Source organism: Luteibacter sahnii (assembly GCF_034063545.1).
Classification (GTDB): Bacteria; Pseudomonadota; Gammaproteobacteria; order Xanthomonadales; family Rhodanobacteraceae; genus Luteibacter; species Luteibacter sahnii.
The window spans coordinates 97730-124450 of record NZ_JAQLOK010000005.1 but is presented as its reverse complement, the minus strand read 5'-3'; the positions used below and the strand labels follow the sequence as shown (position 1 = coordinate 124450).

Below are 26721 nucleotides of genomic sequence, written 5' to 3'. Positions count from 1 at the left end.
CCGGGAAAGCGCGCAGTCTACAATCTGACTGCCCGTCCGCGCGTCGCCATGCATGGGCTACCATGGGTGCCTTTCCGGCCAGAACCACCCCATCGTGATCCGCTTCGCAGCCGCCTCCAAGTCTTATCGCGTCGACGGCTCGGTCGTTCCGGCGCTGCATCCGGTCGATCTGGAGATCGCCCGGGGCGAAGTGTTCGGCATCATTGGCCACTCAGGCGCCGGCAAGTCGACCCTGCTGCGGCTGATCAACCTGCTCGAGCGCCCGACCTCCGGCCAGGTGCTGATCGATGGCCGCGACGTCACCCACGCCGATGGCGCCGACCTGCGCCGCCTGCGTGCGGGCATCGGCATGATCTTCCAGCACTTCAATCTGCTCGCGTCGCGCACCGTGGCCGACAACGTGGCCTTCCCGCTGCGCCTCCACGGCGGCATGGACGACGCCGCGATCGATGCGCGGGTGGCCGAGCTGCTGGCCCTGGTCGGGCTGTCCGATCACGCCCGCAAATACCCGGCGCAGTTATCGGGGGGCCAGAAGCAGCGCGTGGGCATCGCGCGCGCGCTGGCAAGCAAGCCGTCGATCCTGTTGTGCGACGAGGCCACCAGCGCGCTCGATCCGCAAACCACCGCGTCGGTGCTCGAATTGCTGGCCGACATCAACCGACGCCTTGGCCTCACCATCGTCCTGATCACCCACGAAATGGACGTGATCCGCCGTGTCTGCGATCGCGTGGCGGTGCTGGATGCCGGCCGCGTCGTCGAACTGGGCGCGGTCACCGAGGTGTTCCTGCACCCGCAACACCCCACCACGCGACGCTTCGTCGCCGAGGCCGACCATCGGGAAGGCCGCGGTCCGGACTATCCCGGAGTGCCGGGGCGGCTCTTCCGCTTGTCGTTCCGTGGCGACACCACGTATTCGCCCTTGCTCTCGCGGGTGGTGCGCGACACCGGCGTCGAATACAACCTGCTGTCCGGGCGCGTCGACCGCATCAAGGACACTCCCTACGGCCAGCTCACCCTGGCGATGCAGGGCGAACGCCTCGACGAGGCCCTCGCCCAGATGCGCACGGCTGGCGTGGATGTCGAGGAGATCGCCCGATGAGCTTCATGCAGACCCTCTTCCCCAACATCGACTGGGCCGAGATCGGCCAGGCCTGTCTCGATACCCTAGCCATGCTCGGCGGCTCGCTCGTGTTCACGCTCGCCCTCGGCCTGCCGCTCGGCATCTGGCTGTTTCTCGCCTCACGCGGACAGGCGCAGGCACGCCCGGGGCTCTATGGCGCCTTGTCGGTGGTGGTGAACGTGCTGCGCTCGATCCCGTTCATCATCCTGATGATCCTGCTGATTCCGCTGACCAAGGCGATCACCGGCGTAAGCATCGGCATCCGCGGCGCCATCGTGCCACTGGTGATCGGCGCGGCGCCGTTCTTCGCGCGCCTGGTGGAAACCGCCCTGCGCGAAGTGGATCGCGGTGTCATCGAAGCCAGCCAGGCCATGGGCGCCACCACCTGGCAGATCGTCTCCCGCGTGCTGCTGCCCGAGGCGCGGCCGGGCCTCATCGCGGCGACCACGGTCACCGCGGTCGCCCTGGTCGGTTACACCGCGATGGGCGGCATCGTTGGCGCCGGTGGCCTCGGCGCGCTGGCCTATCAATACGGCTATAACGGCTACAAATCCGACTACATGCTGGTGACGGTCGTGCTGCTGGTGGTACTGGTGCAGGTGCTGCAGATGCTCGGCGATCGCCTCGTGGCCCGCTACAGTCGGCGCTGAACACGTCCGGGCGCAGGTTTTTGCATCCGGACGTATGGACGTCTATGCTGGCGCACCGCAACACGCCGCCCACGGACACCGCCATGAAGAACTACCTCCTGCCCTTCGCCGCCGCCCTCGCCCTGGCAGTGGCCGGCTGTTCGAACGGGGGCGGCAAGGCCGACGCGGACGCCCCGCTCACCGTCGCCGCCACGCCGGTGCCGCACGCGGAGATCCTCAAAGAGATCAAACCCCTGCTGGCGAAGCAGGGCGTGAACCTCGAGATCAAGGTCTTCACCGATTACGTACAGCCGAACATGCAGGTGGCGCAGAAGCAGATCGACGCGAATTTCTTCGAGACCGAGCCCTACCTCGACGCGTTCAACAAGGAGCGCGGCACCGACCTGGTGAAGGTCGTGGGCGTGCACATCGAGCCCTTCGGGGCGTATTCGCGCAAATTCACCTCGATCGACCAGCTACCCGACGGTGCGAACGTGGTGATCCCCAACGATCCCAGCAACAACAGCCGCGCCCTGCTGCTCCTGGCCCATCACCACCTGATCGAGCTGAAAAACCCGAACGATCGCCTCGCGACGTTGAAGGACATCTCGTCCAACCCGAAACACCTGAGGTTTCGTGAGCTCGAAGCGGCCATGCTTCCCCGCGTGCTGGACGAGGTCGATCTCGCCCTCATCAACACCAACTACGCGCTGGCGGCGAAGCTGAACCCGGTCAAGGACGCCCTGCTGATCGAAGACAAGCAGTCGCCTTACGTGAACTTCCTCGTCGCCCGGCCGGACAACAAGGACGATCCGCGCATGCAGAAACTCGCCAAGGCGCTGACCTCGCCTGACGTGAAGGCGTTTATCGAAAAGACCTACGGCGGCGCCGTGGTGCCGGCGTTCTGACGCGGTGGGCGCGAGCCGCGCCCACCGCCGCGACGATTCACGCCGCCGCAGGCAAATCGAACACCCGCCTCAGGTAGGCGATGTAATCCGGATCGTCGCACATGCTCTTTCCCGGCGAGTCCGACAGCTTGGCGACCGGCTGGCCGTTGCACCGGGTCATCTTGATGACGATGTTGAGCGGCATCGGGCCCATGTCGTTGGTAAGGTTGGTGCCCACGCCGAACGACAGGTGGCATCGCCCTTCGAAGTGCTTGTAAAGCTCCATCACCCGGGGAATGGTGAGGCCATCGCTGAAAACGAGGGTTTTCGTGCGGGGATCGACGCGATTGGCCTCGTAATGCGCGAGCATGCGATCACCCCAGTCGAAGGGATCGCCTGAATCGTGGCGGGCTCCGTCGAAGAGCTTGCAGAAATACATGTCGAAGTCGCGCAGGAAGGCATCCATGCCGTAGACGTCAGACAGCGCGATGCCTAGGTCGCCCCGGTATTCCCTCGCCCACGCCTCCAGCGCCGCCGTCTGCGAATCGCGCAGGCGCGGACCAAGCGACTGGAACGCCTGCAGGTATTCGTGCGCCATGCTGCCGATGGGCACGAGCCCCTGGCGCATGGCGAACCACACGTTGCTGGTGCCGGCCAGTTGCGAGCCCCAGCCGGCCTGCATGATGCCCAGGGCCTCCTCGTGCCAGTCACGCGAAAAACGCCGACGCGTGCCGTAATCGGCGACACGTACCCGCTCGTAGCCCGGCGTGTCGCGCAGGCGCGCGATCTTGTCGTGGAGCCGCGCCCTGCCCTCCCCCAGGTCGATGGTCGGATGCGCGCTGGCGAAGTAGAGTTCGTTGATGATCGCCAGCAGCGGCACTTCGAACAGGATCGTGTGCAGCCACGGTCCCGAAATCACCAGGTCGATCTCCCCCTGGGCCGTGTCCGACGGGCGTACGGTCACGTATTTCGCGTTGAGCTGGAACAGCCCGAGGAAGTCGACGAAGTCACTGTCGATGAAGCGCAGGCCGCGCAGGTAGTCCAGTTCGCTATCGGTGAACCGCAGGGTGCACAGCGCATCGATCTCGTCACGCAGGCGGCCGACCAGCGGCACCAGATCGATGCCCGGTGTGCGGCAGCGGAAGCGGTATTCGACCTGCGCCGCGGGGTATTGGTGCAGCACCACCTGCATCATCGTGAACTTGTACAGATCGGTGTCGAGCAACGAGCGGATGATCATGCATGCGCCCCGGTAAGCGCCACCTGCCGATCGACCGCCTCAAGGAAGCGATCGGTACCCGGCCACGGGGTGATCCGACCCAGCTTCCGGCCGCGGTGGAACAGGAAGAACGCGGGGATGCCGTGCAACCCAAAACGGGTGGCCATGATTGGATCATCGTAGACGTTGTCGTGCAGCCAACGCACGTCCCGGCGCTGGAATCGTTCCGGCGTCAGCAGGATCTGCCGCTTGGCGATGTCGCAGTTGGGGCAGTCACGGCCCCAGAGGAACAGGATGACGATGCGCTGGTCGTCGACCGCGAGCTCGGCGTCGAGCCCGGCGCTGTCGATGCGCGGCATCGGAAAGCGCTCGAAGAACTCGGGAACGGAAGAATCGGCCATGCGTGAATCCGTGATCGGGTCGAAATGCCCATCTGAGGGCGGCGAGGCCATAATTCGAGAGTAGCGCGACATTCCGTCGCCCGCCAGGAAGAGGTCGGCCCGTGCGTTTTCTCATCGTCATGCTCGCGTACCTGGGCGCCATGGGTCTGGCCCGTGCGGACACCCTTGCCGTCGATACCGGTCGCGGTGTACGTGCGTGGACCACGACCGAGTTGCTCTCCCGGCCGGACGCACGGGACATCCGCGTGCCTGGTGACGTGTCCTACCACGCGACGCGCACCTACCGGGCGGTGCCCATGAAGGCCCTGCTCCCGGGCGTGCCGGCGGATGCGCACCTCCAGTTCACGGCGCGCGACGGATTCGCCGCGGAGATCCCCGCGTCGCTGATCATCGACGGGCACGGGGCGCACGCGTGGCTCGCCGTCGAACCCGATGGCGCGGCCTGGCCGCCCCTGGGCGCAGGCAAGCCCAGCGCGGGGCCGTTCTATCTCGTGTGGATCGATCCAGACAAGGGGCCCGTGGGCCCGGAGCAATGGCCTTACCAGATCGCGACGATCAAAGTGCTTCCGGACCCCGCGAAGCGGTTTCCCGCGATGCGCCCCGATCCACGCCTGGGCGCCGATGCCGCCCCCGTGCGGGGTTTCGCGGTGTTCCAGCGCCACTGCATGACGTGCCACACGTTGAACGGCCAGGGCGACGCGAAGCTCGGACCCGACCTCAACATCCCGCATAGCCCCACCGAATACCTGCGCGCGGACATGTTCCGCACTCTCGTACGCAACCCGCAGAACCTTCGCCGGTGGCCGCAGTCGAAGATGCCGGGGTTCGATACCCACGTGTTGTCCGATCGTGACCTTGACGATCTGGAGGCGTATCTCAAGCACATGGCGGGGCGAAAGGTGCAGCCATGACAGGCCGTTGCCAGGGTCTGGACGGGGCGGGAGCCATCGCATCGGCGATCCGGCGCCAGCCGGCATCGTGCGAGTGACGGCATCACCCGCCCGGTGGCGACCCGCCGGGTTCGCGGATACGCCCCCCTACCCCGCATGCGACCCAGCACCGACGCCCCTCACGGCTTCAACCGCTCGAGCTCCCGCGTGCGTTCGCCCGGCGACAAGGCGGCCAGACGCTTCACCGCCACGAAGAACGCAGGCCAGTCACGCCCCTCGCGCTGGAACAACGCGTCGAACGACGGCACCCACGTATCGTAGAGCCCGAACGGCAACAGGCGCGCATTATTCAGCGGTTGCGACATCCAACGGTCGTAGCGCCGGTCGCCATCGGCGTCATCCTGCCGCCACGCGACGTAGTGCCCGCGAAACACCTCGAACGCTTCAGCCTTCGCGACACGCTTGGCGTCATCGCTCCAGGGTTCGGCGTAAAGCGCCTTTAGACGATCACGCAGCGCGAGCACCTGCACGGTGAAATCATGGTCGAGCCGGTCGCCGCGCGCGTCGGGCGCGGGAAGCCCGCGCACGCGGCGCCATTCGCGCACGCCTTCGTTCTCCACGAAGTTAGCGTACGACTCGTTGAACGAGGAGTCGTTCTTCACGTAGATCTTCTGGTGCGCCAACTCGTGGAAGATCGTGCCCACCAGCGTGTCGTCATCCCAACGAAGCATGCTGCTCACCACCGGATCGGCGAACCACCCCAACGTGGAATACGCGGGCACCTCGCCGATCGCCACATCGTGCCCAAGTGCCGCTTCCCGCGCGGCCTCGCGACGGGCGAGGTCTTCACGGAAGTACCCGCGATACGCCACGCACCCGGCCACCGGAAAACAATGCAGCACAGCCGATACCGACAAGGGCGGCGTCGCGAACACATTCCACGCCACCCACGGGCGGTCGAGCTGCACGAAATAGGTGTAGCTGCGATTGTCCGGCAGATGCAGCGCGGACGACGCGAACCGTCGTGCTTCGCTGGCGAGGGCAAGACGGCGTCGGGTCGCGTCGGGCGTCGCCGGGTCGGCCACGACGGCGTCGATGGAACGCCGATGCATCAGCAGCGATGCTTGCCCGTGCGCCACATGCGCGTAATAGCCGAGCGAGCGGCAGCCGGCCAGCAGCACGGCGAAGACGATCAGGAGGACGCGCATGTCCGCATTGTGCGGGCATGCGCGCCGGGTCGCTAGCGCCTTCGGCGGATGGTCATGCTACGCAGCACACCGTCCTGGCGAATGAGCCCGTGCATCAGCGCCGCCCCCATGTGCGCGAGAAAGGTCAGGAAGAACAGCCACGCGAGGTAGCGATGAGCGCCTCGCAGCCAGGCGAAGAGCACCGGATCGGCAGGGAGGATCGACGGCAGCCGCACGCCCTCGCCGAGGCTGACCGGATACCCGCCCGCCGACAGCATGCCCCACCCGATCAGCGGCATGGCGATCATCAGGCCGTAGAGCAGCCAGTGCGACGCGTGCGCCGCGAACCGCTGCCACAGGGGCAGGTCCGCGGGCAGCGGCGGGGCGCGGTGGGTCAGGCGAAACGCCAGCCGGACCAACGCGAGTACGAACACCGTCATGCCCAGGGGCTTGTGGATCGCCAGGAGCCAGGTGTGTTTCTCCGACAGCGTGCTGACCATGCCGGCGCCGATGAACAGCATGGCCAGCACCATGACCGCCATCAGCCAGTGCAGGACCCGCGCGACGGGGTGGAACATCGGGGAGGTAGTCATCGCGAGGCCTCCCCGGCCGATGCCGCACCCGGCAGGTGGGCTTCTTCGGCGGTGCGCCGCCGGTAGGATTCCGCATACGCCGCCGAACGCGCGGCCAGGAGAGGGTCAGCGGAGGGCTCGATGCCATGGGGCAGCACGGTCGGATCGTAGTTGACGTCCCGGCACGGGCCCGAGTCCTGCGCGGTTTCACGGGTGATGACGACCGTTCCGGCATCCACGGCCTTGCGGCCGGCGGGCCACGCATGCGCCGCATCGTCGACCGGGTCGCCGGGATCGGCGAAGGTCATGACCAGATGCCAGCGCAACGGTCCACCCGCCAGACGCCGGACAAGATCGTCGTCCAGGTAATTCGGGGTGCCAGGCACGGCTCCGGCGTCGGATGCCTCCGGCACCACGCGCCAGCGGACCGCGTGGCGTTCGCCGGCGTTGTCGCGAAGGTAGAAGGCATTGACGCTGTCGTAGGTCTCCGTCGCGTAGCTGGCCGACGGCCTGGCCGTCTTGATCCAGGCGAGGAACGCCGAGGTTTCCGGATGCGCCGCAAAAAACGCCTTCATGCGAGCGGGGTCGGGCTTTCCGGTGGCCGGATCCGGCTGGCTCGCCACCTGCTGCTCATAGAACGCCTCAGGCGTGGACACCGGAAAGACCGGCATGGCGTTCATGCCCGTGCGCCATTGCTCGCCATCGGCAAGGTCGAAACGCAGCGCGAAACTGCGGATGGGCACCGAGCTGTCGGGGGCGTAGGGATTGCCGCCGGGGAGCGCGAAGCGCCCCACCATGGGCGTGCGGCCCGGGCCAAACAGGGGCGACGACGAATAGGCCGCCAGGGCGCCGCTGGACTCGAAGTAACCCGCCACGCAGATACCCTTGGCATGGTTGCGACGGTAGGTCGGATGTACGCCGCCGTTGGCCTGGAGTGTATCGATCATCCGTGACGAGGTGAGACGGCCCGGCGCCAGCCAGCCGCCCACGTAGCCGAACGCCGCCGCCGATCCCGCCACCGCGACGGCGATGAGAATCCAACGCCAGGGTTGGCGCGCCGTGGGTGGGGCCGATGGGGTCTTTTGCATGGGTCAGGTCTCCGTGTCCGTGTCGGGTGTTCATGGTGGGACGCACGCCCGCGACTTTTATTCACGCCTGACGGAATAATTCCATCCGCCAGCCGTCCCACGGCATACCCGATTCCACGTTGCCGGTCATGACCGATCCTCTCATCGACGACGCCCTGCGCGGCCAGTTGCCGCGATTGCGGCGATTCGCCCTATGGCTCGCCCGCGATCCGGGCGCGGCCGACGACCTGGTGCAATCGACCGTGGAACGCGCGCTGTCGCGCTGGTCGAGCCGTCGGGAGCACGAGAGCCTTCGCGCGTGGCTGTTTGCGATCCTCTATCGGATCTACCTCGACGGGAAGCGACGGGCATCGCTTCATGCGCGGTTCCTCGGCGCCCAGTCGCGCGAGGAGCTGACCTGGCCCTCAGCCGAACGCGTGGCCGTCGCCCACGCCACCCTGGCCGCCTTCGCCGCCCTACCCGTGGAGCAACGCAGTCTGCTGCTCTGGGTGACGGTCGAGGGCATGAGCTATCAGGAAGTCGCGGACATCCTGCGGATTCCCATCGGCACCGTCATGTCGCGGCTGTCACGCGCCCGACGGGCCCTGCGCGACCTCAGCGAGGGTGCCATCCCCGAGTCACCGGCCCTGCGGATCATGAAATGAGCACGACGCCTCCCAGCGAACACGATATCCATGCCTACGTGGATGGTCACCTCGATGGCCCCGCGCGCGGCGAGGTCGAACGTTACCTGGCTCGCCATCCCGACCTCGAACGGGAAGTGCGCGCGTGGCGCCACGATGCGCAGCAGCTACGCGCCCAACTGGCGGGCGATCTCGCGCCGGCAGCCAGCCTCGACCCGGCGGCGGTGCGATCGAGGCAGCGGCGACGCCGGGCGGGATGGGCCGCGATGGCCGCGTCACTCATGCTCTGCCTGTTGGGCGGCGGGTTGGCCGGCTGGGCGCTTCGTGGCCTGGGCGCGGGCGAGACGCTGCCGATGGCCGATGCGATGCAGGCCTATCGGCTGCTCGCCATGGATCATGGCCTGGGCATGGACATCACCACCGCCAACGAAAACGACCTGCGTGCGTGGGTCGCCGGTCGCGTGGATCCGGACGTGCATCTGCCGGACCTGGCTGACGCGGGGTTCCGGCCGATGGGCGGCCGGCTGTTCGCGACCGCGCAGGGGCCGGCGGCGATGTTGCTCTACGATGATGGCGCCGGGCACACGGTGAGCTTCTATGTCCGCCCGCCCGGGCCCTCGCGCCGGATGCTGTCACGCGGCCAGCGGGAGCAGGACGGCCTCCTCGCCGATTACTGGTCGCGCGGCGGGCACAACTACGCCGTAGTAGCTCTGGCGGATACCCCGGGCCGGATGGCGGCCCAGCGGGTGGTAGGGCGGTCGATCTAGGGGCCCGACGTCGCGACGGCAGGCCGGATGGCCCCCAGGCTCGCGCTTGCGACGCCCGGTAGCATCCCGCCTTGCTCGCGATCCGGCGCCAGCCGGCGGGACATGCGATGCCCTGCCCGACGAATGCCTAGCGCTCGTGCAGCTCGCCGTTCTTGAGTTCGAGCGTGCGGTCCATCCGGCCGGCGAGGCGCGAATCGTGGGTCACCAGCACAAAGCTCGTGCCGATTTCCCGGTTGAGTTCGATCATCAGCTCGTAGACGTGCGCGGCGTTGGCTTCGTCCAGGTTGCCGGTCGGTTCGTCGCCCAGCACGCAAGCCGGGCGCGTTACCAGCGCTCGCGCCACGGCGCAGCGCTGGCGCTCGCCGCCGGACATTTCCGCCGGGCGATGACGCAGCCGGGCCCCCAGCCCGACCCGCTCGAGCAGCGCCGTCGCCTCTTTCTGCGCCTGCGCGATCGCCACGCCGCGGATCAGCAGTGGCATGCACACGTTCTCGAGCGCCGTGAATTCCGGCAACAGGTGGTGGAACTGGTAAATGAAACCCAGCGACCGGTTGCGCTCGCGCCCCCTCTCCGCATCGGATAGCTCGGACAGCACCCGCCCGTTGACCTCGACCGACCCCGCGCTGAGCGTGTCCAGGCCACCGATGATGTGCAGCAGCGTCGATTTGCCGGAGCCCGACGCGCCCACGATGGAAAGCGTCTCGCCCTTGCGCAGGCTGAAATTCACGTTGGAGAGCACGCCCGTACGCAGGTCGCCCTCCTCGTAGACCTTGGCGACGCCCGTGGCGCGCAACACGATGTCGTTCGGCTTATTCATAACGGAGTGCCTGGGCCGGCTGCGTGCGCGAGGCCCGCCACGCGGGATAAAGCGTGGCCAGCAGCGAGAAAATAAACGTCACCAGCACCACCCAGCCCACGTCGGACCACAGCAACTGGCTCGGCAGCTCGCTGATGTAGTAGACGTCGGGCGACAGGAAGGTCTGGCCGGTCACGTGTTCGATCCACTTGACCAGCGCCGGGAGGTTGTACGACAGCAGCGCGCCGAGCGCCACGCCGAAACCGATGCCGACGACGCCGACCAGGACGCCCTGCACCATGAACATACCCATGATGCTGCGGGGCGTGGACCCGAGCGTGCGCAGGATGGCGATATCGGCCTGCTTGTCGGTGACCAGCATCATCAGCATCGAAATCAGGTTGATCACCGCCACGAGGATGATCAACGAGAGGATGATGAACATCACCTTCTTCTCCATGTCGATCGCACGGAAGAAGTTGGCATGGGTGTCCATCCAGGTTTCCACGCGATACGACTGGCCAAGCTTGTTGACCAGCTCCTGCGCCACGGGAAACGCCTCGCGCATGTCGTCGAGCTTGAGACGGATGCCGGTGGGACCGTCGAAACCGTTGAGGCGTTCGGCGTCGCCCATCGAGATCAGGGCGAGGTTGGCGTCGTATTCCTGCATGCCCAGTTCGAAGATACCGCTGACCGTAAAGCTGCGCAGCTTGGGTACGGCGCCCATCGGCGTGGCGGTGAACTGCGGCACGACGACGGTGACCTTGTCGCCCTTCTGCACACCCAGCGTCAGGGCCAGTTCGCGGCCCAGGATGATGTTCCAGCTGCGGTCGGTCAGGTCGGTCATCTTGCCCTCGACCATGTGCCGGTCGAGATCGGAGACGTCCGGCTCCATCGATGGCACCACACCGCGGATGAGCGCACCGCTGGAACGACGGGCCTGGAGGAATGCCTGGATCTCGACATAGGGTGCCGCGCCCTTGACGTGACCGATCGAGCGCGCTGTGGCGACGGCCTTTTGCCAGTCCTGCACGGTCTCGTCGATGCCCGACACCGTCACGTGGGAAACGGCACCGAGGATGCGCGTGCGCAGTTCGGCATCGAACCCGTTCATGACCGACATCACCGTGATCAACGCCGTCACGCTGATGGCGATGCAGACGATGGACACCGTCGAGATAAACGAGATGAACTGGTTGCGCCGCTTGGCCCGCGTGTAACGAAGGCCGACGAAAAGCTCGAGGGGTCTGAACATACCTGTCGAAAAGCACCTGGTAGGAAGGGAGCCGCCACGAAAGGCGTTCACCGCGCGGCAGAGTGCCCGATGCACGGGCCTACGGCAAGGTGGCGCCTGAACGACCGGCGAGCCGGACCCGCAGGATACGCAGGTCATCGGGGTGGGCATTGGCCTCGCAGAGGAACACCGCAGCGCGTGCGTCATGCCAGCGCAGCCTGAGCAGCACCCACGTACCGACCACGCGGAAGCCCTCCAGTTCAGCCGGAAACGCCTCACCGTGGCGATCGATCACGCCCCAGAGACCGTCGGATGCCCATTCGGCGACGGCCAGGGGGCAGCGCACGAGCCGGCGGAGGCTGAGCGCGGCATGGGCGGCGAGAACCAGGCCCAGACCGCCGCGCAGATACCAGGGCCAGGCTGTCAGCAGCGGCGCCCCGGCACCCGCGATCGCGACCGCGGTAAGCAGGCGGATCAGGACGACCGGTGGCCGGGTTTCAAAGGTGATGCCTCGAGCGGATCTCATCGATGATGGCCTGCCAGTCGTCGCGCGGGGCGCGGGCATGGCCCATCACCCAATCCCAGAGATCGGGATCCTGCACGTCGAGCAGTTCATCGAATGCCAGCCGGGTGGATTCATCGGCGTGGGCGAAGCGCTCGTCGAGCCAGCCGCCGAACAGGCGATCAAGCTCGCGGGTACCGCGGCGGGTACGCCAACGCAGGCGTTTCAGGCGGGCTTCTTCCATGGGAATCGGGGGCCTAGCGCAACCGGGTATCGCCGCTAAGATCAGCCCCATCCCTCCGGTGGGATCGTTCTACCGGAGGGATAGGGAACATCAACCGCGACGCTGCACGATCAGCTTCTTGATCTCCGCGATCGCCTTGGCGGGGTTCAGACCCTTCGGGCAGGTGCGCGCGCAGTTCATGATCGTGTGGCACCGGTAGAGCTTGAACGGGTCTTCGAGGTCGTCGAGACGGTTGCCCGTGTCTTCGTCACGGCTGTCGACGATCCACCGATACGCCTGGAGCAGGATGGCCGGGCCCAGGTAGCGGTCGCCGTTCCACCAGTAGCTCGGGCATGAGGTGGAGCAGCACGCGCAGAGGATGCACTCATAGAGACCGTCGAGCTTCTTGCGGTCTTCCGGCGACTGCAGGCGCTCCTTGTCGGCGGGCGCCGGACTCTGCGTGCGCATCCACGGCTTGATCGACGCGAACTGCGCGTAGAAGTGCGTCAGGTCGGGGACCAGGTCCTTCACGACCGGCATGTGCGGCAGCGGATAGATGTTGACCGTCTTCGTACCGCAGTCGGCGATGGCCTTGGTGCAGGCAAGCGTGTTGGTGCCATCGATGTTCATCGCGCACGAACCGCAGATGCCTTCGCGGCACGAACGGCGCAGGGTGAGCGTGGAATCGATTTCGTTCTTGATCTTCAGCAGGGCGTCCAGAACCATCGGGCCGCACGTGTCGAGATCGACCTCGAACGTATCGGTGCGCGGGTTCTGGCCGTCGTCCGGCGTCCAGCGGTAGATCTTGAAGGTGCGAACGTTCTTCGCGCCCTTCGCCGGAAAGTGCTTGCCGGCCTGGATCTTGGAATTCTTGGGTAGCGTGAACTCTGCCACGATGGCCTCTCCGGTCCGGTATCAGTAAACGCGCTTCTTCGGCGGCACGACCTCGACGTCATCCGTCAGGGTGTACATGTGCACCGGGCGGAAGTCGAAGCGGGAGTTGCCTTCGGCATCGATCCACACCAGCGTGTGCTTCTGCCACTCGTGGTCGTCACGCTCGGGGAAGTCCTCGCGGGCGTGCGCGCCCCGGCTCTCCGGCCGCTGCTCGGCGGAATGCATGGTGGCCACGGCCTGAGCCAGAAGGTTCGACAGCTCGAGCGTTTCGATCAGGTCGGAATTCCACACCAGCGAGCGGTCGGCGACCTTGACGTCCTTGAACTGGGTGAACACCTCGGAAATCTTCTTCGAGCCGTCCTTGAGCGTCTCGCCGGTGCGGAACACCGCCGCGTCGTTCTGCATGGTCTTCTGCATCTCGGCGCGGATCTGCGAGGTCGGCCGGCTGCCGTTGGCGTGACGCAGGGCGTCGAAGCGACCGAGTACCTCGTCGAGCGCGTTGGCGGGCAGGTCCTTGTGCGGCAGGCCCGGCTTGATGACCTCCGCGCAGCGGTTGGCCACCGCGCGACCGAACACCACCAGGTCGAGCAGGGAGTTCGAACCGAGGCGGTTGGCACCATGCACGGACACGCACGCGGCTTCGCCGATGGCGAAGAGGCCCGGCACCACCGAATCCGGGTCGTCGTCGCGCTTGGTGACGACTTCGCCGTGGTAATTGGTGGGGATGCCGCCCATGTTGTAGTGCACGGTCGGAAGGACCGGGATCGGCTCCTTCGTGACGTCGACGCCGGCGAAGATGCGCGCCGATTCGGCGATGCCCGGCAGGCGCTCGTTGATCACCTCGGGCCCGAGGTGCATCAGGTTGAGATGGATGTGATCCTTGTTCGGGCCGACGCCGCGGCCCTCGCGGATCTCGATGGTCATTGCGCGGCTCACGACGTCGCGCGAGGCGAGGTCCTTCGCGTTCGGCGCGTAGCGCTCCATGAAGCGCTCACCTTCGGAGTTGGTGAGGTAACCGCCCTCGCCACGCACGCCTTCGGTGATGAGGCAGCCCGCGCCATAGATGCCGGTGGGGTGGAACTGCACGAACTCCATGTCCTGCAGCGGCAGGCCGGCGCGCAGCACCATGCCGCCACCGTCGCCCGTGCAGGTATGCGCCGACGTGGCGCTGAAGTAGGCGCGGCCGTAACCGCCCGTCGCCATCACCACCGCGTGGCCACGGAACAGGTGCAGCGTGCCCTCGTTCATGTCGAGCGCGAGCACGCCCACGCAGCGACCTTCTTCGAAGATCAGGTCGATCGCGAAGTATTCGATGAAGAACGTGGCGTCGTGCGCCAGCGCCTGCTGGTAGAGCGTATGCAGGATCGCGTGGCCGGTGCGGTCGGCCGCGGCGCAGGTGCGCTGGGCGGTGCCCTGGCCGTAGTGCGTGGTCATGCCGCCGAACGGTCGCTGGTAGATCTTGCCTTCTTCGGTACGCGAGAAAGGCACGCCGTAGTGTTCAAGCTCGATGATGGCCGGGATGGCCTCACGGCACATGTATTCGATGGCGTCCTGGTCGCCGAGCCAGTCGGAACCCTTGATCGTGTCGTAGAAGTGGAAGCGCCAGTCGTCTTCGCCCATGTTGCCCAGCGCGGCCGAGATGCCGCCCTGCGCCGCCACCGTGTGCGAGCGGGTCGGGAACACCTTGGTGATGCAGGCGGCCTTGAGGCCTTTTTCCGCGAGGCCGAAGGTGGCGCGCAGCCCCGCGCCACCGGCGCCGACCACGATCACGTCGTACTTGTGTTGTTGAACCTTGTAGGCTTCCATCGATCAGCTTCCGAGCGCGACGCGCACCACCGCCAGCACGCCCGTGAGCGCGGCGAGTACGGCGATGAACTTGATGACGACGAGCGAGGTCACTTCGACCCAGCGCGTGTGGACGTAGTCCTCGATGACGACCTGCAGGCCGAGCACGGCGTGGCGGAACATCGTCAGGACGAAGGCGATCAGCAGCACGGCGTTCCAGGGCTTCATCAGCGTGGCGCGCGCGATGGCGTAATCGGCGTGCAGCAGGCCCAGCACGGTGCAGAGCAGCCAGACGGTGAGGAATACCAGGGCGACGGCCGTCACCCGCTGGAGCATCCAGTGGCCGGCGCCGTCTTTGGCCGAGCCCAGGCCGCGGGCGCGGGCAAGCGGGTGGCGCAGATCAGTCTTCATGCGTGACCTCCGGCGAGCACGTAACCCCACACGAGCACGGTCAGCACGATGGACGCGATGATCGAGATCCAGCTGGAGCGGACGAACGAGGCGACGGCGTAGCCGGTGCCGGTGTCCTGCAACAGGTGGCGGATGCCGTTGGCGAGGTGGTAGAAGAAGGCCAGGGTCCAGCCGACCATCACGACCATGCCGAACGGGCTGGCCGCGCAGGCGGTGAACGTACCGAAGGCCTGTTCGCCGGCGGCGAGAGCCGCGAGCCCCCAGACGATGATCAGGCTACCGACGGCAAGGACGATGCCGGTGGCGCGGTGCAGGATGGAGGAAAGCATCTGCACTTGCCATTTGTAGACCTGCAGATGCGGTGAGAGCGGTCGTCCCGTGTTTGCCATGGCGGCTATCCTGGATTGGAATCGCTGGTGCCCAAACCGCTCCCTCGTCGCCTTCAGTCAGAAGTCGATGCAGCGTCCGTTCTTTTCCCAGTCGCCGTAACGCGTGGGGTCCAATGGCGCTTTCTCGACCCCCGGCTCGCCGTTCGTGGGGACGACTGGCGGTACGAGCGGTTTCGCCGGAGCGGAATCGTTCGCGTTTTCGGGTTCGGAGGGATGGTCGGACATGGTTATAAAGCCCTAAAAGCGTAATACCTGTGCCATCGCAGCACAACCGTCGTCTCACCCGACGGCCTTGGCCTGGCCCGGTAGCGACCGTATATCTTACTCCCCTCCCCCCAGTCGCGCCGCCCCATGACCAGCCGTACCACTCGCCCCCTCGTGTTCGCCGGCCCCGACGCGGCCGCCTTCGCCCAGGCCCAGCTCAGCAGCGATCTGCGCTCCCTCGCCGTGGGCCGCTGGCAATGGAGCGGCTGGCTGGATCCCAAAGGCCGGGTGCGGGCCCTTCTGCAGGTGGCCCGCCTGGCCGATGACCGTTTCGTGGCCGTTCCCCGTGGCGGTGACGGCGAAACGCTCGCGACGGCACTGATGCGTTTCGTCTTTCGCGCGAAGGTAACCATCGCCACGCTCCCCTCGTTACGTGTCGCCGATGGAGAGGCGCAACCGGATGGCTTCGCCCACGAAAGCGACGACGGCGCGATCGTGCTGGGCGAAGGCGACGCATCGATTCGCGTCGGCACGCAGGACGACGGCGATGCGTGGGTTGGTCGGCATATGCGCAAAGGCTTCGCGTGGCTGCCGGAGGTCGTACTCGGCGAACTGCTCCCACCCGCGCTGTCGATGGAACGTCTCGGCGCCGTCGCGTTCGACAAGGGTTGCTTTCCCGGTCAGGAGATCGCCGCGCGATTGCATTTCCTGGGCGGACACAAGCGTCATCTTCGCCTCACACGCTCCGACGAACCCTTGCGCGAAGGACAGACGTTGCGCGCAAACGGCCGTGATGTCGGCATCGTATTGATGCATGCGGTGTTGGATGCAACACCTACATCGCTGGTCGTACTCGACGATGCGGCATCGCAAGAAGACACTATTGAAAACGACGGCGTGCGCCTACACGTTTTGTCGACGTTCGACGCGTAAATTCGCGCCGTGGTCGCAAAAACACGTTCATGACAGTGCGTGAGCGTTGCCTGAACCAAACAGGTTCCGCACTTGCGCAAAACGTGATGCGCCACTAGTCTCCGCCGATCCCCATGGATGTGGCCGGGGTGTTTCACCACGGTTACATACGCGACGAACCGTCGACGATGACGGTACTGGCGCGACCCGGCACAGCCGGAGTGACATGCAGCGCGCGGTCTTTGCCAGCGCGCCGTCAGCCGACGGAGCCGCCGCCGAAGCGAGCCGCTCCCTTTCGGCGCAACCCCATACCGACGGATGCGGACGTCCGTCAGGTTCAGTCACAGTGTGTGACGCCCGAGCCATCCGCCTTTCATCGATTCCAGCGGATGCCATCGGTTGGTCCAGGTAGTAACGGCCTGCCCGCCCGTCTACCGCTCATACGTCCCCCATGGCTCTTTCCAAGGCCGCAAGTGACGGAAAAGCTCGTTGGAGGCAGATACACATGAAACTTTCCGCGTTGCTCTGGATGGCGTCCGTCCTCCCGAGCCACCTCGCCGACCAGACGTGCCTGGCGACGACGGTTTACCTTGAAGCACGTAGCGAACCCACCATAGGCCAATACGCCGTGGCGGAGGTCGCCCTCCGCCGCCGGGACCGGGGCATGGGCGGCAGCAACATCTGCGACGTGGTTTCGGCTCCACGCCAGTTCGCGATCACCACCACGCCGAAAGATTTCGAGGTCAACGACCTCGTCGCATGGACGAAAGCCTGGAAGGTCGCCGGCGACTCCATCAACAACTGGAGCCTGCCCAAGGGCGAACGCCTGGTTTACGTACCGCAGGCCGATCACTTCGCCACCGTCGCCGTCTCGCCCGCGTGGTCGAGCAGCCGGGTGGTTCGCAAGATCGGAGACCACGCGTTCTACGCCGTCAACTGACGCATCGCGAAAACGTGCGGGGAGAAGGAGTCGGAGCGGGCAGCTTGCGATTCCGGGGAAAAGGGGCCCTCGGATGAGGGTCTTTTTTTGCCTGCGATTCGCTAAAAAAGAAAAGCCCGCTTTCGCGGGCTTTTCTTTTGGCCGTCTAGACGTCCCTATCAGCGGCGGTACACCCGGTCTCCGCTGATCTGCACGTAATCGCCCGGGCGAAGCTGGGGATCGTCGCGCTGGGTCACCGTCGCCCAGCGCCCGTCGTCGAGACGGATGCGCACGCGATAGGACAATTCGTCGCCATTGCGCTTGCCCACCTCGTTGCCGACGAAGCCGCCGGCGACCGCACCGCCCACCGTGGCAGCGGAACGACCGTCGCCCTTGCCGATGGTGCTGCCGAGCAGGCCACCGGCCACCGCACCGATAACCGCGCCCAAGGGCGATGAACCGCGCTGGCTATAGACCTGCTCGACATCCTCCACGGTGCCGCACTGCTGGCAACCGCGCGGCGGGCCGGAGTACACGACGCGATCTTCGCGGTAGACGCGACGCGGCTCGTCGTAACAGCCGGCGAGCGACAACGTGGCTAGGGTGGCGGCGACGATGCCGGCTTTCTGGACGATGCTGCGCATGGTGGGGCGTCCTCGTGGGATGGGTGGTATCAGCGCGCGTCGGACACGACGGAGACGCCTTCCTGTACTTCGACGCGATCACCCGGGTCGTGGTCCATGCGTACCGAACGCGTCACGCCGTTGTATTCATAGCGCACGTCATACGCGACGATACGGTCGCTGCTCTTGCCCGGCACCGTGTCGCACTTGCGCACGGTGCTGGTGACCGTGTTCGTCTCCTGGCGGCGCTCCTGGATCTCGTGGCCGGCATAACCACCGCCCACCGCGCCCGCCACCGTGGCGAGGGTGCGGCCCTTGCCGCCACCGATCTGGTTGCCGAGCAGGCCGCCGGCGAGGGCACCAATGGCGGTACCGGCGATCTGGTGCTCGTCGCGCACCGGCGCGCGGCGGGTCACGACTTCGTCGTGGCAATCGCGCTGCGGCGCCGTGGAGGTGGTCTCCCGGACCGGCTCCACGCTCACCACGCGCGCATAGCGCGGGCCCGCGGCCTCGGCGGCCTGGGTCGGCGCGTTGGCGTTGGCCGCGACGTCGGCATTCGCATCGCGGTTGCAGGCGGAAAGGCTCAAGACGAGAGCCGCGCCCAAACCGGCGTTCAGGACGGAAATCTTCAACCTGCTCATAACCCTACTCTCCTGGAAATGTTTACTTGCCCCGACGGCGCATTCGCGGATGGTCGAATCGCCTCGGCCCCATTTGACATTCGTTAAACTGAACGAAGCCTTAGACTCCCAGACCACGATTCATCTACGCGCCGGGCCCATGCCAGACCTGATCGACAGCCACGCCCACCTCGACGACCACCGCTTCGACGGCGACCGCGAGGACATGTTCAAGCGGGCGGCGGCCGCCGGGGTACGCCGCTGGATCGTCCCGGCGACCGACCGGTCCAACTGGGACGCCGTGTCGCGCCTGCGCAGGTCACGTGGAGGGGTTTATCCCGCCTACGGGTTGCATCCGTTATGGACACCCCACCACGACGACGCCCACCTGGAGGAACTGCCCCGCTGGCTGGAAACAGAACACGCCGTGGCGGTCGGTGAAATCGGCCTGGACTTCTACGTCGACGGGATGGACCCCCCACGCCAGCGGGAGGTCTTCCGGCGCCAGCTGATGATCGCAAAAGACCACGGCCTGCCCGTCATCATGCACGCGCGCCGCGCCTTCGAGGAGGCCATCCACACCCTGCGTCGCGTGGGCGGTCTGCGTGGCGTGGTGCATAGCTTCTCCGGAAGCGAAGCGCAGGCCCGGCAATTGTTCGACCTCGGCTTCCACATCGGTGTGGGCGGTCCCATCACGTACGAGCGCGCCCAGCGCATCCGACGCGTCGTCGCCTCGATGCCCATCGATCGCCTCCTGCTCGAAACCGATTCGCCCGACCAACCCTGCGCCCACCGGCGCGGCGAGCGCAACGAACCGGCTTTCATGCGGGATGTCTTGGACACCATCGCCTCGTTGCGCGGCGAATCGTCCGACGACATCGCGACGGCGACGACGCGAAACGCGACCGCGCTTTTCGGCCTGAGCTGACGCCCGACGACAGGTATTGCCTACGCTCCGGCAAGCCGCTAGCCTATTACTTCATCAGCGAAATATCGGCCAGCAAAATGTCCAGACTCAAGCCCTGCGTCGATGCGCTTTACGAAGGCGTCGGCCGGGTCGCCGACAACATTCCCGGGCTGCCGACGTGCGAGGTGCTCCTGCTTCGCCTGCTCTTGCTCAACGGCGAGGCCCTCCTGCGCGACATCGAAGACAAGCTCAAACCCGTCGACATGAACGAAAGCGACCTGCGTACGCTGATGATGCTGTATTCATCGGCAGACGGCACATCCACGCCAAGCGAGCTGTGCACGCTCGCCGAACAGAAGCCCACCAACATGACGCGCATCACCACCATGCTCGTCAAACGGGGCCTCATCAGCCGCAGCCACGCCACGCACGACCGCCGGCAGGTGGTGCTGACCATCACGGCGGAGGGACGCCGATTCGTCCGCAAGCTGCTTCCGCCGATGTTTCCCGATCTCAAGGACAGGTTCGCCTGCTTCAGTGACAGCGAACGCAAGACGTTCGAGCGCCTGCTCAAGAAACTCGCCCTGCACATCGACCCGGTGCCACCCACCCCATGAACCGTCCCCCGTTACGCCACGCCGTGCTGATCGGCGCCATCGCGGTGGCGCTGGCCGCGTGCCATGTTCCCGCGAAGATCGAGCATCCCGTCCTGCGCGACGAGGCGCCCCTGGCCGGCCTCCAGACCGCCACCCGGCCCGGCTGGCCGGCGGCCGCGTGGTGGCGCGCGTATGGCGATCCTCAACTGGATACGCTGGTCGAGATGGCCCTGCGTGACGCCCCCGATCTCGCCCAGGCCAAAACGCGCGTCGATGCCGCACAGCAGAACATCCGCGTGGCCGCGGCGCAGGCGGGCCTGCGCATCGGCGCCAGCGGCCAGTTCGATCGGCAGCGACTTAGCGAACACGGCTTGATTCCCTCCCGGTTCCTGGGCTTCACCTGGTACAACCAGGCCGATCTCGGCGTGCAGGTGAGCTACGACTTCGACTGGTGGGGCAAGAAGCGCTTCGCGCTCGAATCCGCCATCGACAGCGCCCGCGCCGCGGAGGCGGAGCGTTCGGCCGCTTCGTTGTCGATCCAGGCGATGGTGGCCGACACCTACTTCGGCTGGCTTACCGACGAAGCCCGCGTGACCCTGGCCGACCAGCTGATCGCCGCCCGCGAGCGCACGGCACGCATCGCCGATCTTCGCGTCAGGCAAGGCGTCGACGTACCCGACACGGCGCAGCAGGCCCGTGCCGAACTCGCCGCCGCACGCCAGCAGCGCGTGGCATTGCAAGGTTCCGCCGACATCCGGCGCGCCACGCTCGCCACGCTCGTCGGCATCTCGCCGGCCGCCCTGCCGGCGCTCTCCCCACGCGCGCTGCCCGAGGTCATGCCCGGCCTTCCCACCGACGTGGGCAGCAACCTCATGGCGCGGCGCCCCGACATCGCGGCGAGCCGTTGGCAGGTCGAAGCCGCCTTGCGCAACACGGATGCCGCGCGCGCCCAGTTCTTCCCCGACGTGAGCCTGAAGGCCATGGCCGGGCTTTCCAGCATCGACATGGACAAGCTTTTTTCGCGGAGCAGCCGCGTGCTGTCGCTCGCACCGGCCATCGACCTGCCGATCTTCGAAGGGGGCGCGCTTGAAGCCGCCCACGGCGTCAGCCGCGCCCAACTGGATGCCGCGGTCGCGCAATACGGCGCGACGGTGGCCGCGGCCGCACGCGACGTCGCCACCCAGGCGCTGGGTGCCGAGCAGGTCGCCGCCCGGCGTATCCAGCAGGCCGAACAGGTGGACGCCGCCACCGCCCTCCTCGCCAGCGCCCGCGCACGGGCCGCCCGAGGCGTACGCGACGACCGCGAGTCGCTCGCCACCGAAGCGTTCGCGCTACAGCAGCGCGACATGGCGACCGACCTGCACGGACAGGCGCTTTCGGCCGATGTCGCGCTCATGAAATCCCTCGGCGGCGGCTACCGCGCCGATGCAGCCATGCCTTCTTCCTCTTCGCGTACCGACGGAACCCCGACGCCATGAGCGCCTCCTCCCACGACACCACCCTTCCGGCGCCCGAAAGCGGCAACGCGCCCAAGGACAAGCGCAAGCGCACGCGGGCCCTGCTCGTCGTGCTGGCCATCGTCATCCTCGCCGCCGTTGCCTGGCTGCTGCTGTGGCTATTCGTGTTCTCCACCCGGGAAACCACCGACGACGCCTATGTCGGCGGCAACCAGGTAGGCATATCGGCCCAGGTGCCCGGCATCGTCATCGCGGTGTATGCCGACGACACGCAGCGCGTCAACGCCGGCCAGGTGCTGGTACGCCTGGACCCGACCGACGCCGACATGGCGCTGCGCAAGGCCGGCGCAGCCCTCGCCCAGGCCGTGCGCCAGGTGCGCCAGCAAACGCAGAGCGCCGCGAGCGCGGACGCGTCGCTGGCGGCCCGGCGGCTCGACCTCCAGCGCGCCCAGAATGACCTGAAGCGCCGCCTGCCGCTGTTGGCCGAGAAGGCCGTGGCCCCGGAGGAGGTCCAGCATGCGCGCGACGCGGTGGCGACCGCGCAGTCGGCGCTGGAATCCGCGCAACGCCAGGCGGACGCCAGCCGCGCCCTGGTCGACGGCAGCGACGTGCGCGACAACCCGGCGGTGCAGCAGGCGCGCGCCAGCTTCCGCCAGGCCTGGGTGGCCGCGCAGCGCAACGCGATCGTCGCACCGGTGGACGGCTACGTTGCCCAGCGTAGCGTGCAGTTGGGCAACAGCGTGCAGCCCGGCCAGCCGCTGATGACGGTACTGCCCCTGCACGACCTCTGGGTCGACGCGAACTTCAAGGAAAGCCAGCTCCGCCATGTACGCATCGGCCAGCCGGCGCGGATCGAAGCCGATCTCTACGGCGGCGGCGTGACCTACCACGGGAAGGTCGTCGGCCTCGGTGCCGGCACCGGCAGCGTGTTTTCGCTGCTACCGGCGCAGAACGCCACCGGCAACTGGATCAAGGTGGTGCAGCGCGTGCCCGTGCGCATCGCCCTCGACCCGCGCGACCTCGATGCCCACCCGCTTCGCATCGGCCTGTCCACCTCGGTCACCGTCGACATCGGCGACGATCGCGGCGACGTGCTGGCGAAAGCGCCGTCCACGGTGCCCACCGCGCAGACGAGCGTCTATGACGATGTCGCGGCCAAGGCCGACGCGGCCGCCGACGCCATCGTCCAGGCCAACCTCGGGATCGCCAGCCCGTGAGTGCCGATACGGCCGCCGCGGCGCCCGCCCCGGGCCCCTCCCCGCTGCAGGGCGGCGCGCTCGTCCTGCTGACCATCGCCGTCGCCTTCTCCACGTTCATGGAGATCCTCGACATGACGATCGTCAACGTGGCCGTGCCGCACATCGCGGGCAGTCTCGGCGTAAGCGCGAGCGAAGGCACCTGGGCGATCAGCTCCTATGCCCTGGCCAGCGCCATCATGCAGCCACTCACCGGGTGGCTCGCCCGTCGCTTCGGCGAGGTGAAGACGTTTTGCGTGTCGGTGGGCCTGTTCGTGGTGTTTTCCATGCTGTGCGGGCTGGCGACGAACATGCCGATGCTCGTGATCTTCCGCCTGTTGCAGGGCGCGGGATCGGGGCCGATGGTGGCCCTGTCCCTGTCGCTGCTGCTGGCGAGCTACCCAAAGACGCGGCAAGGCATCGCGCTGGCGATGTGGGCCATGACGGTCGTGGTCGCGCCGATCTTCGGCCCCATCCTGGGCGGCTACCTGACGGACAACTTTTCCTGGCCGTGGATCTTCTACATCAACGTGCCGGTCGGCGCCGCGGCGGGCTTCATCACCTGGGCGATCCTGCGCCGCCGCGAAACAAAGACGACGCGCGCGCCGATCGACACCGTCGGCCTCGCGCTGCTGGTGGTCGGCGTGGGCTCGCTGCAGTTCATGCTCGACAACGGCAACGACCACGATTGGTTCGCCTCGCCGATGATCCTCTCGCTCGGCCTCATCGCCCTGGTCGCGCTGGTGTTCCTTGTGGTGTGGGAACTGACCGCGAAGTACCCCGTGGTCGACCTCTCGCTGTTCGCGCGGCGCAATTTCGCCGTGGGCGTGACCGCGCTGTCGCTGGGCATGCTGGCCTTCTTCGGCATCAACGTGGTGTTTCCCCTGTGGTTGCAGACGACCCTGGGCTATACCGCGACCTGGGCCGGCCTCGCCACCGCGCCGGTGGGCATTCTCGCCTTTCTCATCTCCCCTGTGATCGGTCGCAATATCCAGCGCCTGGAACTGCGCGCGGTCGTGACGTTCGCGTTTCTCGTGTTCGCGTTCACCTCATTCTGGTTCGCGGGGTTCAACAGCGGGGCCTCGTTTGCCGCGCTGGTGCTGCCGCGCTTCATCATGGGCATCGCGATCGCCTGTTTTTTCATTCCACTCAACCAGATATTCCTCTCGGGCCTGGCCCCCGAGCAGATCGCGGGCGCGTCGGGCCTGGCCAACTTCTGCCGCACCCTGGCCTCGAGCGTGTCCACGGCCCTCACCGTCACGCTGTGGCAGCACCGCGGGGAGTTCCACCACGCCTCCCTGACCGAGTACGTCACCCCGGCGTCGCCCGCCGCCACCGCATACACCCAGCACCTGGCCACGCTCGGGGCGCAGGGGCGGCCCGCGCTCGCGGTGATCGACCAGGTGCTCAACCGCGAGGCGCTCACCCTGGCCGTCAACGATGTCTTCCTGGGTTGCGCGGTATTGTTCCTTGCGCTGATTCCCCTGCTGTGGCTGGCGAAACCGCCTTTCGGCAACGCCGGCGGCGCCGTCGGCCACTGACCGGCAAGGTTGAATCGATCTAAAAGAGGTTCGTGAAATCGACCCGTCACGACCATGACTTATCGCAACTGGTGCGGCGCAATACCTCGTGGTAGCTTTCGCCGCATGGCACAAACCCTACGCATCATCAAGAAGTACCCGAACCGTCGTCTTTACGACACGGAAATCTCGAGCTACATCACGCTGGAAGAGGTGCGCCAGCTGGTTCTCGATGGGGAGACCTTCGAGGTCCGTGACGCCAAATCGGGGGAAGACCTGACCCGATCGGTGCTGTTGCAGATCATCGCCGAGCACGAAGAGCACGGGCAGCCGATGCTCTCCACGCAGCTGCTGTCCCACATCATCCGCTTCTACGGGGATTCGCTGCAGGGGTTCATGGGCCCTTATCTGGAGCGCAGCCTGCAGGTCTTCCTCGACCAGCAGCAGCAGTTCCGCAACCAGCTCAACAACCTGATGGGCCAGACGCCCTGGTCGATGCTCAACGAGATGACCGAGCGCAACCTCGACGTGTGGAAGTCGATGCAGCGCGGGTTCCTCGACGTCGCTACCGGTCGTCCGACGGAGCCGCCGCCGCGGCCCGCCACGCAGGGGCGCACCGGCAAGAAGACCGGCTGATTCACCCCGCCGTCCCGGGACTTGCCCCGGGCGGCGCTGCGGCGCACGATGCGCTGCCCCGCAATATCGAGCCGGACTTCGTCGCCCATGCCTCGCAACGACATCGCCGTGGTCGGCGCCGGACTGGTCGGCGCCCTGGTCGCCACCCTGCTCACCCAGCGCGGATTCCGCGTCACCGTCTACGAGAAACGTTCCGACCCTCGCCGAGCCGGGTTCCAGGGTGGCCGATCGATCAATCTCGCCCTGGCCGAGCGCGGCCTGCATGCGCTGCGCGCCACCGGGCTGGCCGACCAGGTGCTGGCACAGGCGGTGATGATGCGCGGGCGCATGGTTCACGACCCCGCCGGCCATAGCGGCCTCCAGCGGTATGGCGTCGACGATTCGGAGGTGATCTGGTCGGTATCGCGCGGCGGCCTCAATACGCTGATGCTCGACGCGGCCGAAGCCGCGGGTGCCACCGTGCACTTCGACCAGGGCCTCGCGGGCGCGGACCTCGATGCCGGCACGCTGCGCCTGCGCGATGCCGACGGCACCGAACGGACCGTCGACGCCCCCATCGTCATCGGTGCCGACGGCGCGGGTTCGGCCCTGCGCGCGGCGATGCACGGCCACACGCCGCTGGGCGAACGCGTGGAAGAGCTCGGCCACGGCTACAAGGAACTCGAAATCCCGCCGGGCACGGACGCCACCTCGCCGTTCGCCATCGAGCCGAACGCGCTGCACATCTGGCCACGCGGCCATTACATGTGCATCGCCCTGCCCAACCGCGAAGGCAGCTTCACCGTCACCCTGTTCCTGCCGAACGACGGCGAACATCCCAGTTTCCGCACCATCGACGGCGTGGGCGCCGCGGAGGCGTTCTTCCGGGCGGATTTCCCCGACGCGCTCGCGCTGATGCCCGACTTCGCCGCCGACTGGGCGGCGCACCCGGTGGGCACGCTGGCGACGCTCTACCTCGACCGCTGGCACATCGGCGGTCGCGCCCTGCTCATCGGGGATGCCGCGCACGCGATCGTGCCCTTCCACGGCCAGGGCATGAACTGCGGCTTCGAAGACGCCGCCGAACTGGCCGCGCTCTTCGCGGCGACGCCTGACGATCCGTCAGCCGTGTTCGCGGCGTTCGAAGCGCGGCGCAAGCCCAACGCCGACGCGATCGCGCAGATGGCGCTCGAAAACTACGTGGAGATGCGCGACAAGGTCGCCGACCCGCGCTACCTGCGCCTGCGCGAACTGGGCACCCTCCTCGCCCAGCGCTCGCCGACGCACTACATGCCGCGCTACCGCATGGTGACCTTTACCCACCTGCCCTATGCCTATGCGCTCGAACGCGGCAAGGCGCAGGACATCCTCGTCGAGCAGTTGCTCAAAGGCCACGAAAGCGCGGCGACCGTGGACATGGACGCTGCCGTGCGCACGCTCGAAGCGACGCTGCCCCCGCTTCCCGTGTAGGAGCGCGCGCGGCGCGCGATGCCGCC

31 protein-coding genes are annotated in these 26721 nt (G+C 67.0%); 15 read left to right on the top strand and 16 right to left on the bottom strand.

Annotated elements, in window-relative coordinates:
- Positions 1-94: 94 nt before the first annotated feature.
- The 3 genes from PI246_RS14405 (at position 95) to PI246_RS14395 (ending at position 2657) form a co-directional block, all read left to right on the top strand.
- Positions 95-1099: a methionine ABC transporter ATP-binding protein gene (locus tag PI246_RS14405; protein WP_320552001.1), complete on the top strand. Its 1005-nt coding sequence runs from the start codon at positions 95-97 to the stop codon at positions 1097-1099.
- Positions 1096-1770 carry a methionine ABC transporter permease gene (locus PI246_RS14400; protein WP_320552000.1) on the top strand — a complete coding sequence of 225 codons (675 nt, stop codon included), beginning with the start codon at positions 1096-1098 and terminating at the stop codon, positions 1768-1770. The genes PI246_RS14405 and PI246_RS14400 overlap by 4 nt, the downstream gene beginning before the upstream one ends.
- An 83-nt stretch (positions 1771-1853) precedes the next feature.
- Positions 1854-2657 (top strand): MetQ/NlpA family ABC transporter substrate-binding protein, encoded by an 804-nt coding sequence (locus tag PI246_RS14395; RefSeq protein WP_320551999.1) that lies wholly within the window; start codon positions 1854-1856, stop codon positions 2655-2657.
- Positions 2658-2694: 37 nt separating this feature from the next.
- Here PI246_RS14395 and pncB read toward each other — a convergent pair whose 3' ends face one another.
- Positions 2695-3876, bottom strand: coding sequence for a nicotinate phosphoribosyltransferase (gene pncB / locus PI246_RS14390; protein WP_320551998.1), 1182 nt, complete (start codon positions 3874-3876; stop codon positions 2695-2697).
- A complete protein-coding gene (locus tag PI246_RS14385) occupies positions 3873-4256 on the bottom strand; it encodes a thioredoxin family protein (RefSeq protein WP_320551997.1) in 384 nt (127 codons plus the stop codon). The genes pncB and PI246_RS14385 overlap by 4 nt, the downstream gene beginning before the upstream one ends.
- 101 nt (positions 4257-4357) lie before the next feature.
- Here PI246_RS14385 and PI246_RS14380 point away from each other — a divergent pair, with 101 nt between their 5' ends.
- Entirely contained in the window at positions 4358-5167 is an 810-nt protein-coding gene (locus PI246_RS14380; protein ID WP_320551996.1) for a cytochrome c, read from the top strand.
- A gap of 158 nt (positions 5168-5325) precedes the next feature.
- Here PI246_RS14380 and PI246_RS14375 read toward each other — a convergent pair whose 3' ends face one another.
- The 3 genes from PI246_RS14375 to PI246_RS14365 are packed head-to-tail and all read right to left on the bottom strand — an operon-like array spanning position 5326 to position 7993.
- Positions 5326-6354, bottom strand: a complete 1029-nt coding sequence (locus PI246_RS14375) for an aminopeptidase (RefSeq protein ID WP_320551995.1) — start codon at positions 6352-6354, stop codon at positions 5326-5328.
- A gap of 32 nt (positions 6355-6386) precedes the next feature.
- A complete protein-coding gene (locus PI246_RS14370; protein ID WP_320551994.1) occupies positions 6387-6926 on the bottom strand; it encodes a cytochrome b in 540 nt (179 codons plus the stop codon).
- Positions 6923-7993: a catalase family peroxidase gene (locus PI246_RS14365; protein WP_320551993.1), complete on the bottom strand. Its 1071-nt coding sequence runs from the start codon at positions 7991-7993 to the stop codon at positions 6923-6925. Before PI246_RS14365 ends, PI246_RS14370 begins: the two co-directional genes overlap by 4 nt.
- A gap of 128 nt (positions 7994-8121) precedes the next feature.
- Between PI246_RS14365 and PI246_RS14360 the strand changes: the two genes are divergently transcribed.
- On the top strand, positions 8122-8637 hold the full coding sequence (locus PI246_RS14360; protein ID WP_320551992.1) for a sigma-70 family RNA polymerase sigma factor: 516 nt from the start codon (positions 8122-8124) through the stop codon (positions 8635-8637).
- Positions 8634-9383 (top strand): anti-sigma factor family protein, encoded by a 750-nt coding sequence (locus PI246_RS14355; protein ID WP_320551991.1) that lies wholly within the window; start codon positions 8634-8636, stop codon positions 9381-9383. Before PI246_RS14360 ends, PI246_RS14355 begins: the two co-directional genes overlap by 4 nt.
- Positions 9384-9510: 127 nt before the next feature.
- On the opposite strand, the gene lolD is transcribed toward PI246_RS14355, so the two are convergent.
- The 9 genes from lolD to PI246_RS18500 all read right to left on the bottom strand — a co-directional run bounded on the left by lolD (position 9511) and on the right by PI246_RS18500 (position 15842).
- Entirely contained in the window at positions 9511-10200 is a 690-nt protein-coding gene (lolD, locus tag PI246_RS14350) for a lipoprotein-releasing ABC transporter ATP-binding protein LolD (RefSeq protein ID WP_320551990.1), read from the bottom strand.
- Entirely contained in the window at positions 10193-11434 is a 1242-nt protein-coding gene (locus PI246_RS14345; protein WP_320551989.1) for a lipoprotein-releasing ABC transporter permease subunit, read from the bottom strand. The genes lolD and PI246_RS14345 overlap by 8 nt, the downstream gene beginning before the upstream one ends.
- Positions 11435-11513: 79 nt before the next feature.
- Positions 11514-11939 carry a hypothetical protein gene (locus PI246_RS14340; RefSeq protein ID WP_320551988.1) on the bottom strand — a complete coding sequence of 142 codons (426 nt, stop codon included), beginning with the start codon at positions 11937-11939 and terminating at the stop codon, positions 11514-11516.
- Positions 11911-12159, bottom strand: a complete 249-nt coding sequence (locus PI246_RS14335) for an FAD assembly factor SdhE (protein WP_320551987.1) — start codon at positions 12157-12159, stop codon at positions 11911-11913. The genes PI246_RS14340 and PI246_RS14335 overlap by 29 nt, the downstream gene beginning before the upstream one ends.
- Before the next feature lie 90 nt (positions 12160-12249).
- Entirely contained in the window at positions 12250-13032 is a 783-nt protein-coding gene (locus PI246_RS14330; RefSeq protein ID WP_320551986.1) for a succinate dehydrogenase iron-sulfur subunit, read from the bottom strand.
- Between the two features lie 21 nt (positions 13033-13053).
- Entirely contained in the window at positions 13054-14838 is a 1785-nt protein-coding gene (gene sdhA / locus PI246_RS14325; RefSeq protein WP_320551985.1) for a succinate dehydrogenase flavoprotein subunit, read from the bottom strand.
- A gap of 3 nt (positions 14839-14841) precedes the next feature.
- Positions 14842-15228, bottom strand: a complete 387-nt coding sequence (sdhD, locus tag PI246_RS14320; RefSeq protein ID WP_320551984.1) for a succinate dehydrogenase, hydrophobic membrane anchor protein — start codon at positions 15226-15228, stop codon at positions 14842-14844.
- Positions 15225-15617, bottom strand: a complete 393-nt coding sequence (sdhC, locus tag PI246_RS14315) for a succinate dehydrogenase, cytochrome b556 subunit (RefSeq protein ID WP_320551983.1) — start codon at positions 15615-15617, stop codon at positions 15225-15227. The genes sdhD and sdhC overlap by 4 nt, the downstream gene beginning before the upstream one ends.
- A gap of 57 nt (positions 15618-15674) precedes the next feature.
- Positions 15675-15842 carry a DUF1674 domain-containing protein gene (locus PI246_RS18500; RefSeq protein WP_368310600.1) on the bottom strand — a complete coding sequence of 56 codons (168 nt, stop codon included), beginning with the start codon at positions 15840-15842 and terminating at the stop codon, positions 15675-15677.
- A 126-nt stretch (positions 15843-15968) separates the two neighbouring features.
- On the opposite strand from PI246_RS18500, the gene ygfZ reads away from it, so the two are divergent.
- Both ygfZ and PI246_RS14305 read left to right on the top strand, forming a co-directional pair.
- On the top strand, positions 15969-16754 hold the full coding sequence (gene ygfZ, locus PI246_RS14310) for a CAF17-like 4Fe-4S cluster assembly/insertion protein YgfZ (RefSeq protein ID WP_320551982.1): 786 nt from the start codon (positions 15969-15971) through the stop codon (positions 16752-16754).
- A 484-nt stretch (positions 16755-17238) separates the two neighbouring features.
- Positions 17239-17673, top strand: a complete 435-nt coding sequence (locus PI246_RS14305; RefSeq protein WP_320551981.1) for a cell wall hydrolase — start codon at positions 17239-17241, stop codon at positions 17671-17673.
- Positions 17674-17831: 158 nt separating this feature from the next.
- Here the strand turns inward: PI246_RS14305 and PI246_RS14300 are convergent, their stop codons facing one another.
- Positions 17832-18296, bottom strand: a complete 465-nt coding sequence (locus tag PI246_RS14300; protein WP_320551980.1) for an outer membrane lipoprotein — start codon at positions 18294-18296, stop codon at positions 17832-17834.
- A 29-nt stretch (positions 18297-18325) separates the two neighbouring features.
- The gene (locus tag PI246_RS14295) at positions 18326-18916 is read right to left on the bottom strand and encodes a glycine zipper 2TM domain-containing protein (protein ID WP_320551979.1); all 591 of its coding nucleotides are present in this window, start codon (positions 18914-18916) and stop codon (positions 18326-18328) included.
- A gap of 139 nt (positions 18917-19055) precedes the next feature.
- On the opposite strand from PI246_RS14295, the gene PI246_RS14290 reads away from it, so the two are divergent.
- From PI246_RS14290 to PI246_RS14260, 7 genes are all read left to right on the top strand, one after another.
- A complete protein-coding gene (locus tag PI246_RS14290; protein ID WP_320551978.1) occupies positions 19056-19823 on the top strand; it encodes a TatD family hydrolase in 768 nt (255 codons plus the stop codon).
- Between the two features lie 77 nt (positions 19824-19900).
- Positions 19901-20419 carry a MarR family winged helix-turn-helix transcriptional regulator gene (locus PI246_RS14285; RefSeq protein ID WP_320551977.1) on the top strand — a complete coding sequence of 173 codons (519 nt, stop codon included), beginning with the start codon at positions 19901-19903 and terminating at the stop codon, positions 20417-20419.
- Positions 20416-21876 carry an efflux transporter outer membrane subunit gene (locus PI246_RS14280; protein WP_320551976.1) on the top strand — a complete coding sequence of 487 codons (1461 nt, stop codon included), beginning with the start codon at positions 20416-20418 and terminating at the stop codon, positions 21874-21876. The genes PI246_RS14285 and PI246_RS14280 overlap by 4 nt, the downstream gene beginning before the upstream one ends.
- A complete protein-coding gene (locus tag PI246_RS14275) occupies positions 21873-23072 on the top strand; it encodes an HlyD family secretion protein (RefSeq protein ID WP_320551975.1) in 1200 nt (399 codons plus the stop codon). The genes PI246_RS14280 and PI246_RS14275 overlap by 4 nt, the downstream gene beginning before the upstream one ends.
- Positions 23069-24631 (top strand): DHA2 family efflux MFS transporter permease subunit, encoded by a 1563-nt coding sequence (locus PI246_RS14270; RefSeq protein WP_320551974.1) that lies wholly within the window; start codon positions 23069-23071, stop codon positions 24629-24631. Before PI246_RS14275 ends, PI246_RS14270 begins: the two co-directional genes overlap by 4 nt.
- A 105-nt stretch (positions 24632-24736) precedes the next feature.
- The gene (gene phaR / locus PI246_RS14265) at positions 24737-25246 is read left to right on the top strand and encodes a polyhydroxyalkanoate synthesis repressor PhaR (protein WP_320551973.1); all 510 of its coding nucleotides are present in this window, start codon (positions 24737-24739) and stop codon (positions 25244-25246) included.
- Positions 25247-25333: 87 nt separating this feature from the next.
- A complete protein-coding gene (locus PI246_RS14260; RefSeq protein WP_320551972.1) occupies positions 25334-26695 on the top strand; it encodes an FAD-dependent oxidoreductase in 1362 nt (453 codons plus the stop codon).
- The last annotated feature ends 26 nt before the right edge of the window (positions 26696-26721 follow it).

Excerpts from the sequence above, each read along its gene's own strand:
- PI246_RS14305 (WP_320551981.1), top strand. The coding sequence starts at position 17,239 with ATGAAACTTTCCGCGTTGCTCTGGATGGCGTCCGTCCTCCCGAGCCAC.
- PI246_RS14355 (WP_320551991.1), top strand. The coding sequence starts at position 8,634 with ATGAGCACGACGCCTCCCAGCGAACACGATATCCATGCCTACGTGGAT.
- PI246_RS18500 (WP_368310600.1), bottom strand. The coding sequence starts at position 15,842 with ATGTCCGACCATCCCTCCGAACCCGAAAACGCGAACGATTCCGCTCCG.
- PI246_RS14345 (WP_320551989.1), bottom strand. The coding sequence starts at position 11,434 with ATGTTCAGACCCCTCGAGCTTTTCGTCGGCCTTCGTTACACGCGGGCC.
- PI246_RS14295 (WP_320551979.1), bottom strand. The coding sequence starts at position 18,916 with ATGAGCAGGTTGAAGATTTCCGTCCTGAACGCCGGTTTGGGCGCGGCT.
- lolD (WP_320551990.1), bottom strand. The coding sequence starts at position 10,200 with ATGAATAAGCCGAACGACATCGTGTTGCGCGCCACGGGCGTCGCCAAG.
- PI246_RS14365 (WP_320551993.1), bottom strand. The coding sequence starts at position 7,993 with ATGCAAAAGACCCCATCGGCCCCACCCACGGCGCGCCAACCCTGGCGT.
- sdhA (WP_320551985.1), bottom strand. The coding sequence starts at position 14,838 with ATGGAAGCCTACAAGGTTCAACAACACAAGTACGACGTGATCGTGGTC.
- PI246_RS14275 (WP_320551975.1), top strand. The coding sequence starts at position 21,873 with ATGAGCGCCTCCTCCCACGACACCACCCTTCCGGCGCCCGAAAGCGGC.
- PI246_RS14290 (WP_320551978.1), top strand. The coding sequence starts at position 19,056 with ATGCCAGACCTGATCGACAGCCACGCCCACCTCGACGACCACCGCTTC.
- PI246_RS14395 (WP_320551999.1), top strand. The coding sequence starts at position 1,854 with ATGAAGAACTACCTCCTGCCCTTCGCCGCCGCCCTCGCCCTGGCAGTG.
- ygfZ (WP_320551982.1), top strand. The coding sequence starts at position 15,969 with ATGACCAGCCGTACCACTCGCCCCCTCGTGTTCGCCGGCCCCGACGCG.
- PI246_RS14375 (WP_320551995.1), bottom strand. The coding sequence starts at position 6,354 with ATGCGCGTCCTCCTGATCGTCTTCGCCGTGCTGCTGGCCGGCTGCCGC.
- PI246_RS14335 (WP_320551987.1), bottom strand. The coding sequence starts at position 12,159 with ATGGAAGAAGCCCGCCTGAAACGCCTGCGTTGGCGTACCCGCCGCGGT.
- PI246_RS14340 (WP_320551988.1), bottom strand. The coding sequence starts at position 11,939 with ATGAGATCCGCTCGAGGCATCACCTTTGAAACCCGGCCACCGGTCGTC.
- PI246_RS14285 (WP_320551977.1), top strand. The coding sequence starts at position 19,901 with ATGTCCAGACTCAAGCCCTGCGTCGATGCGCTTTACGAAGGCGTCGGC.
- PI246_RS14260 (WP_320551972.1), top strand. The coding sequence starts at position 25,334 with ATGCCTCGCAACGACATCGCCGTGGTCGGCGCCGGACTGGTCGGCGCC.
- sdhD (WP_320551984.1), bottom strand. The coding sequence starts at position 15,228 with ATGAAGACTGATCTGCGCCACCCGCTTGCCCGCGCCCGCGGCCTGGGC.
- PI246_RS14280 (WP_320551976.1), top strand. The coding sequence starts at position 20,416 with ATGAACCGTCCCCCGTTACGCCACGCCGTGCTGATCGGCGCCATCGCG.
- PI246_RS14385 (WP_320551997.1), bottom strand. The coding sequence starts at position 4,256 with ATGGCCGATTCTTCCGTTCCCGAGTTCTTCGAGCGCTTTCCGATGCCG.
- sdhC (WP_320551983.1), bottom strand. The coding sequence starts at position 15,617 with ATGGCAAACACGGGACGACCGCTCTCACCGCATCTGCAGGTCTACAAA.
- PI246_RS14300 (WP_320551980.1), bottom strand. The coding sequence starts at position 18,296 with ATGCGCAGCATCGTCCAGAAAGCCGGCATCGTCGCCGCCACCCTAGCC.
- PI246_RS14370 (WP_320551994.1), bottom strand. The coding sequence starts at position 6,926 with ATGACTACCTCCCCGATGTTCCACCCCGTCGCGCGGGTCCTGCACTGG.
- phaR (WP_320551973.1), top strand. The coding sequence starts at position 24,737 with ATGGCACAAACCCTACGCATCATCAAGAAGTACCCGAACCGTCGTCTT.
- PI246_RS14360 (WP_320551992.1), top strand. The coding sequence starts at position 8,122 with ATGACCGATCCTCTCATCGACGACGCCCTGCGCGGCCAGTTGCCGCGA.
- PI246_RS14400 (WP_320552000.1), top strand. The coding sequence starts at position 1,096 with ATGAGCTTCATGCAGACCCTCTTCCCCAACATCGACTGGGCCGAGATC.
- pncB (WP_320551998.1), bottom strand. The coding sequence starts at position 3,876 with ATGATCATCCGCTCGTTGCTCGACACCGATCTGTACAAGTTCACGATG.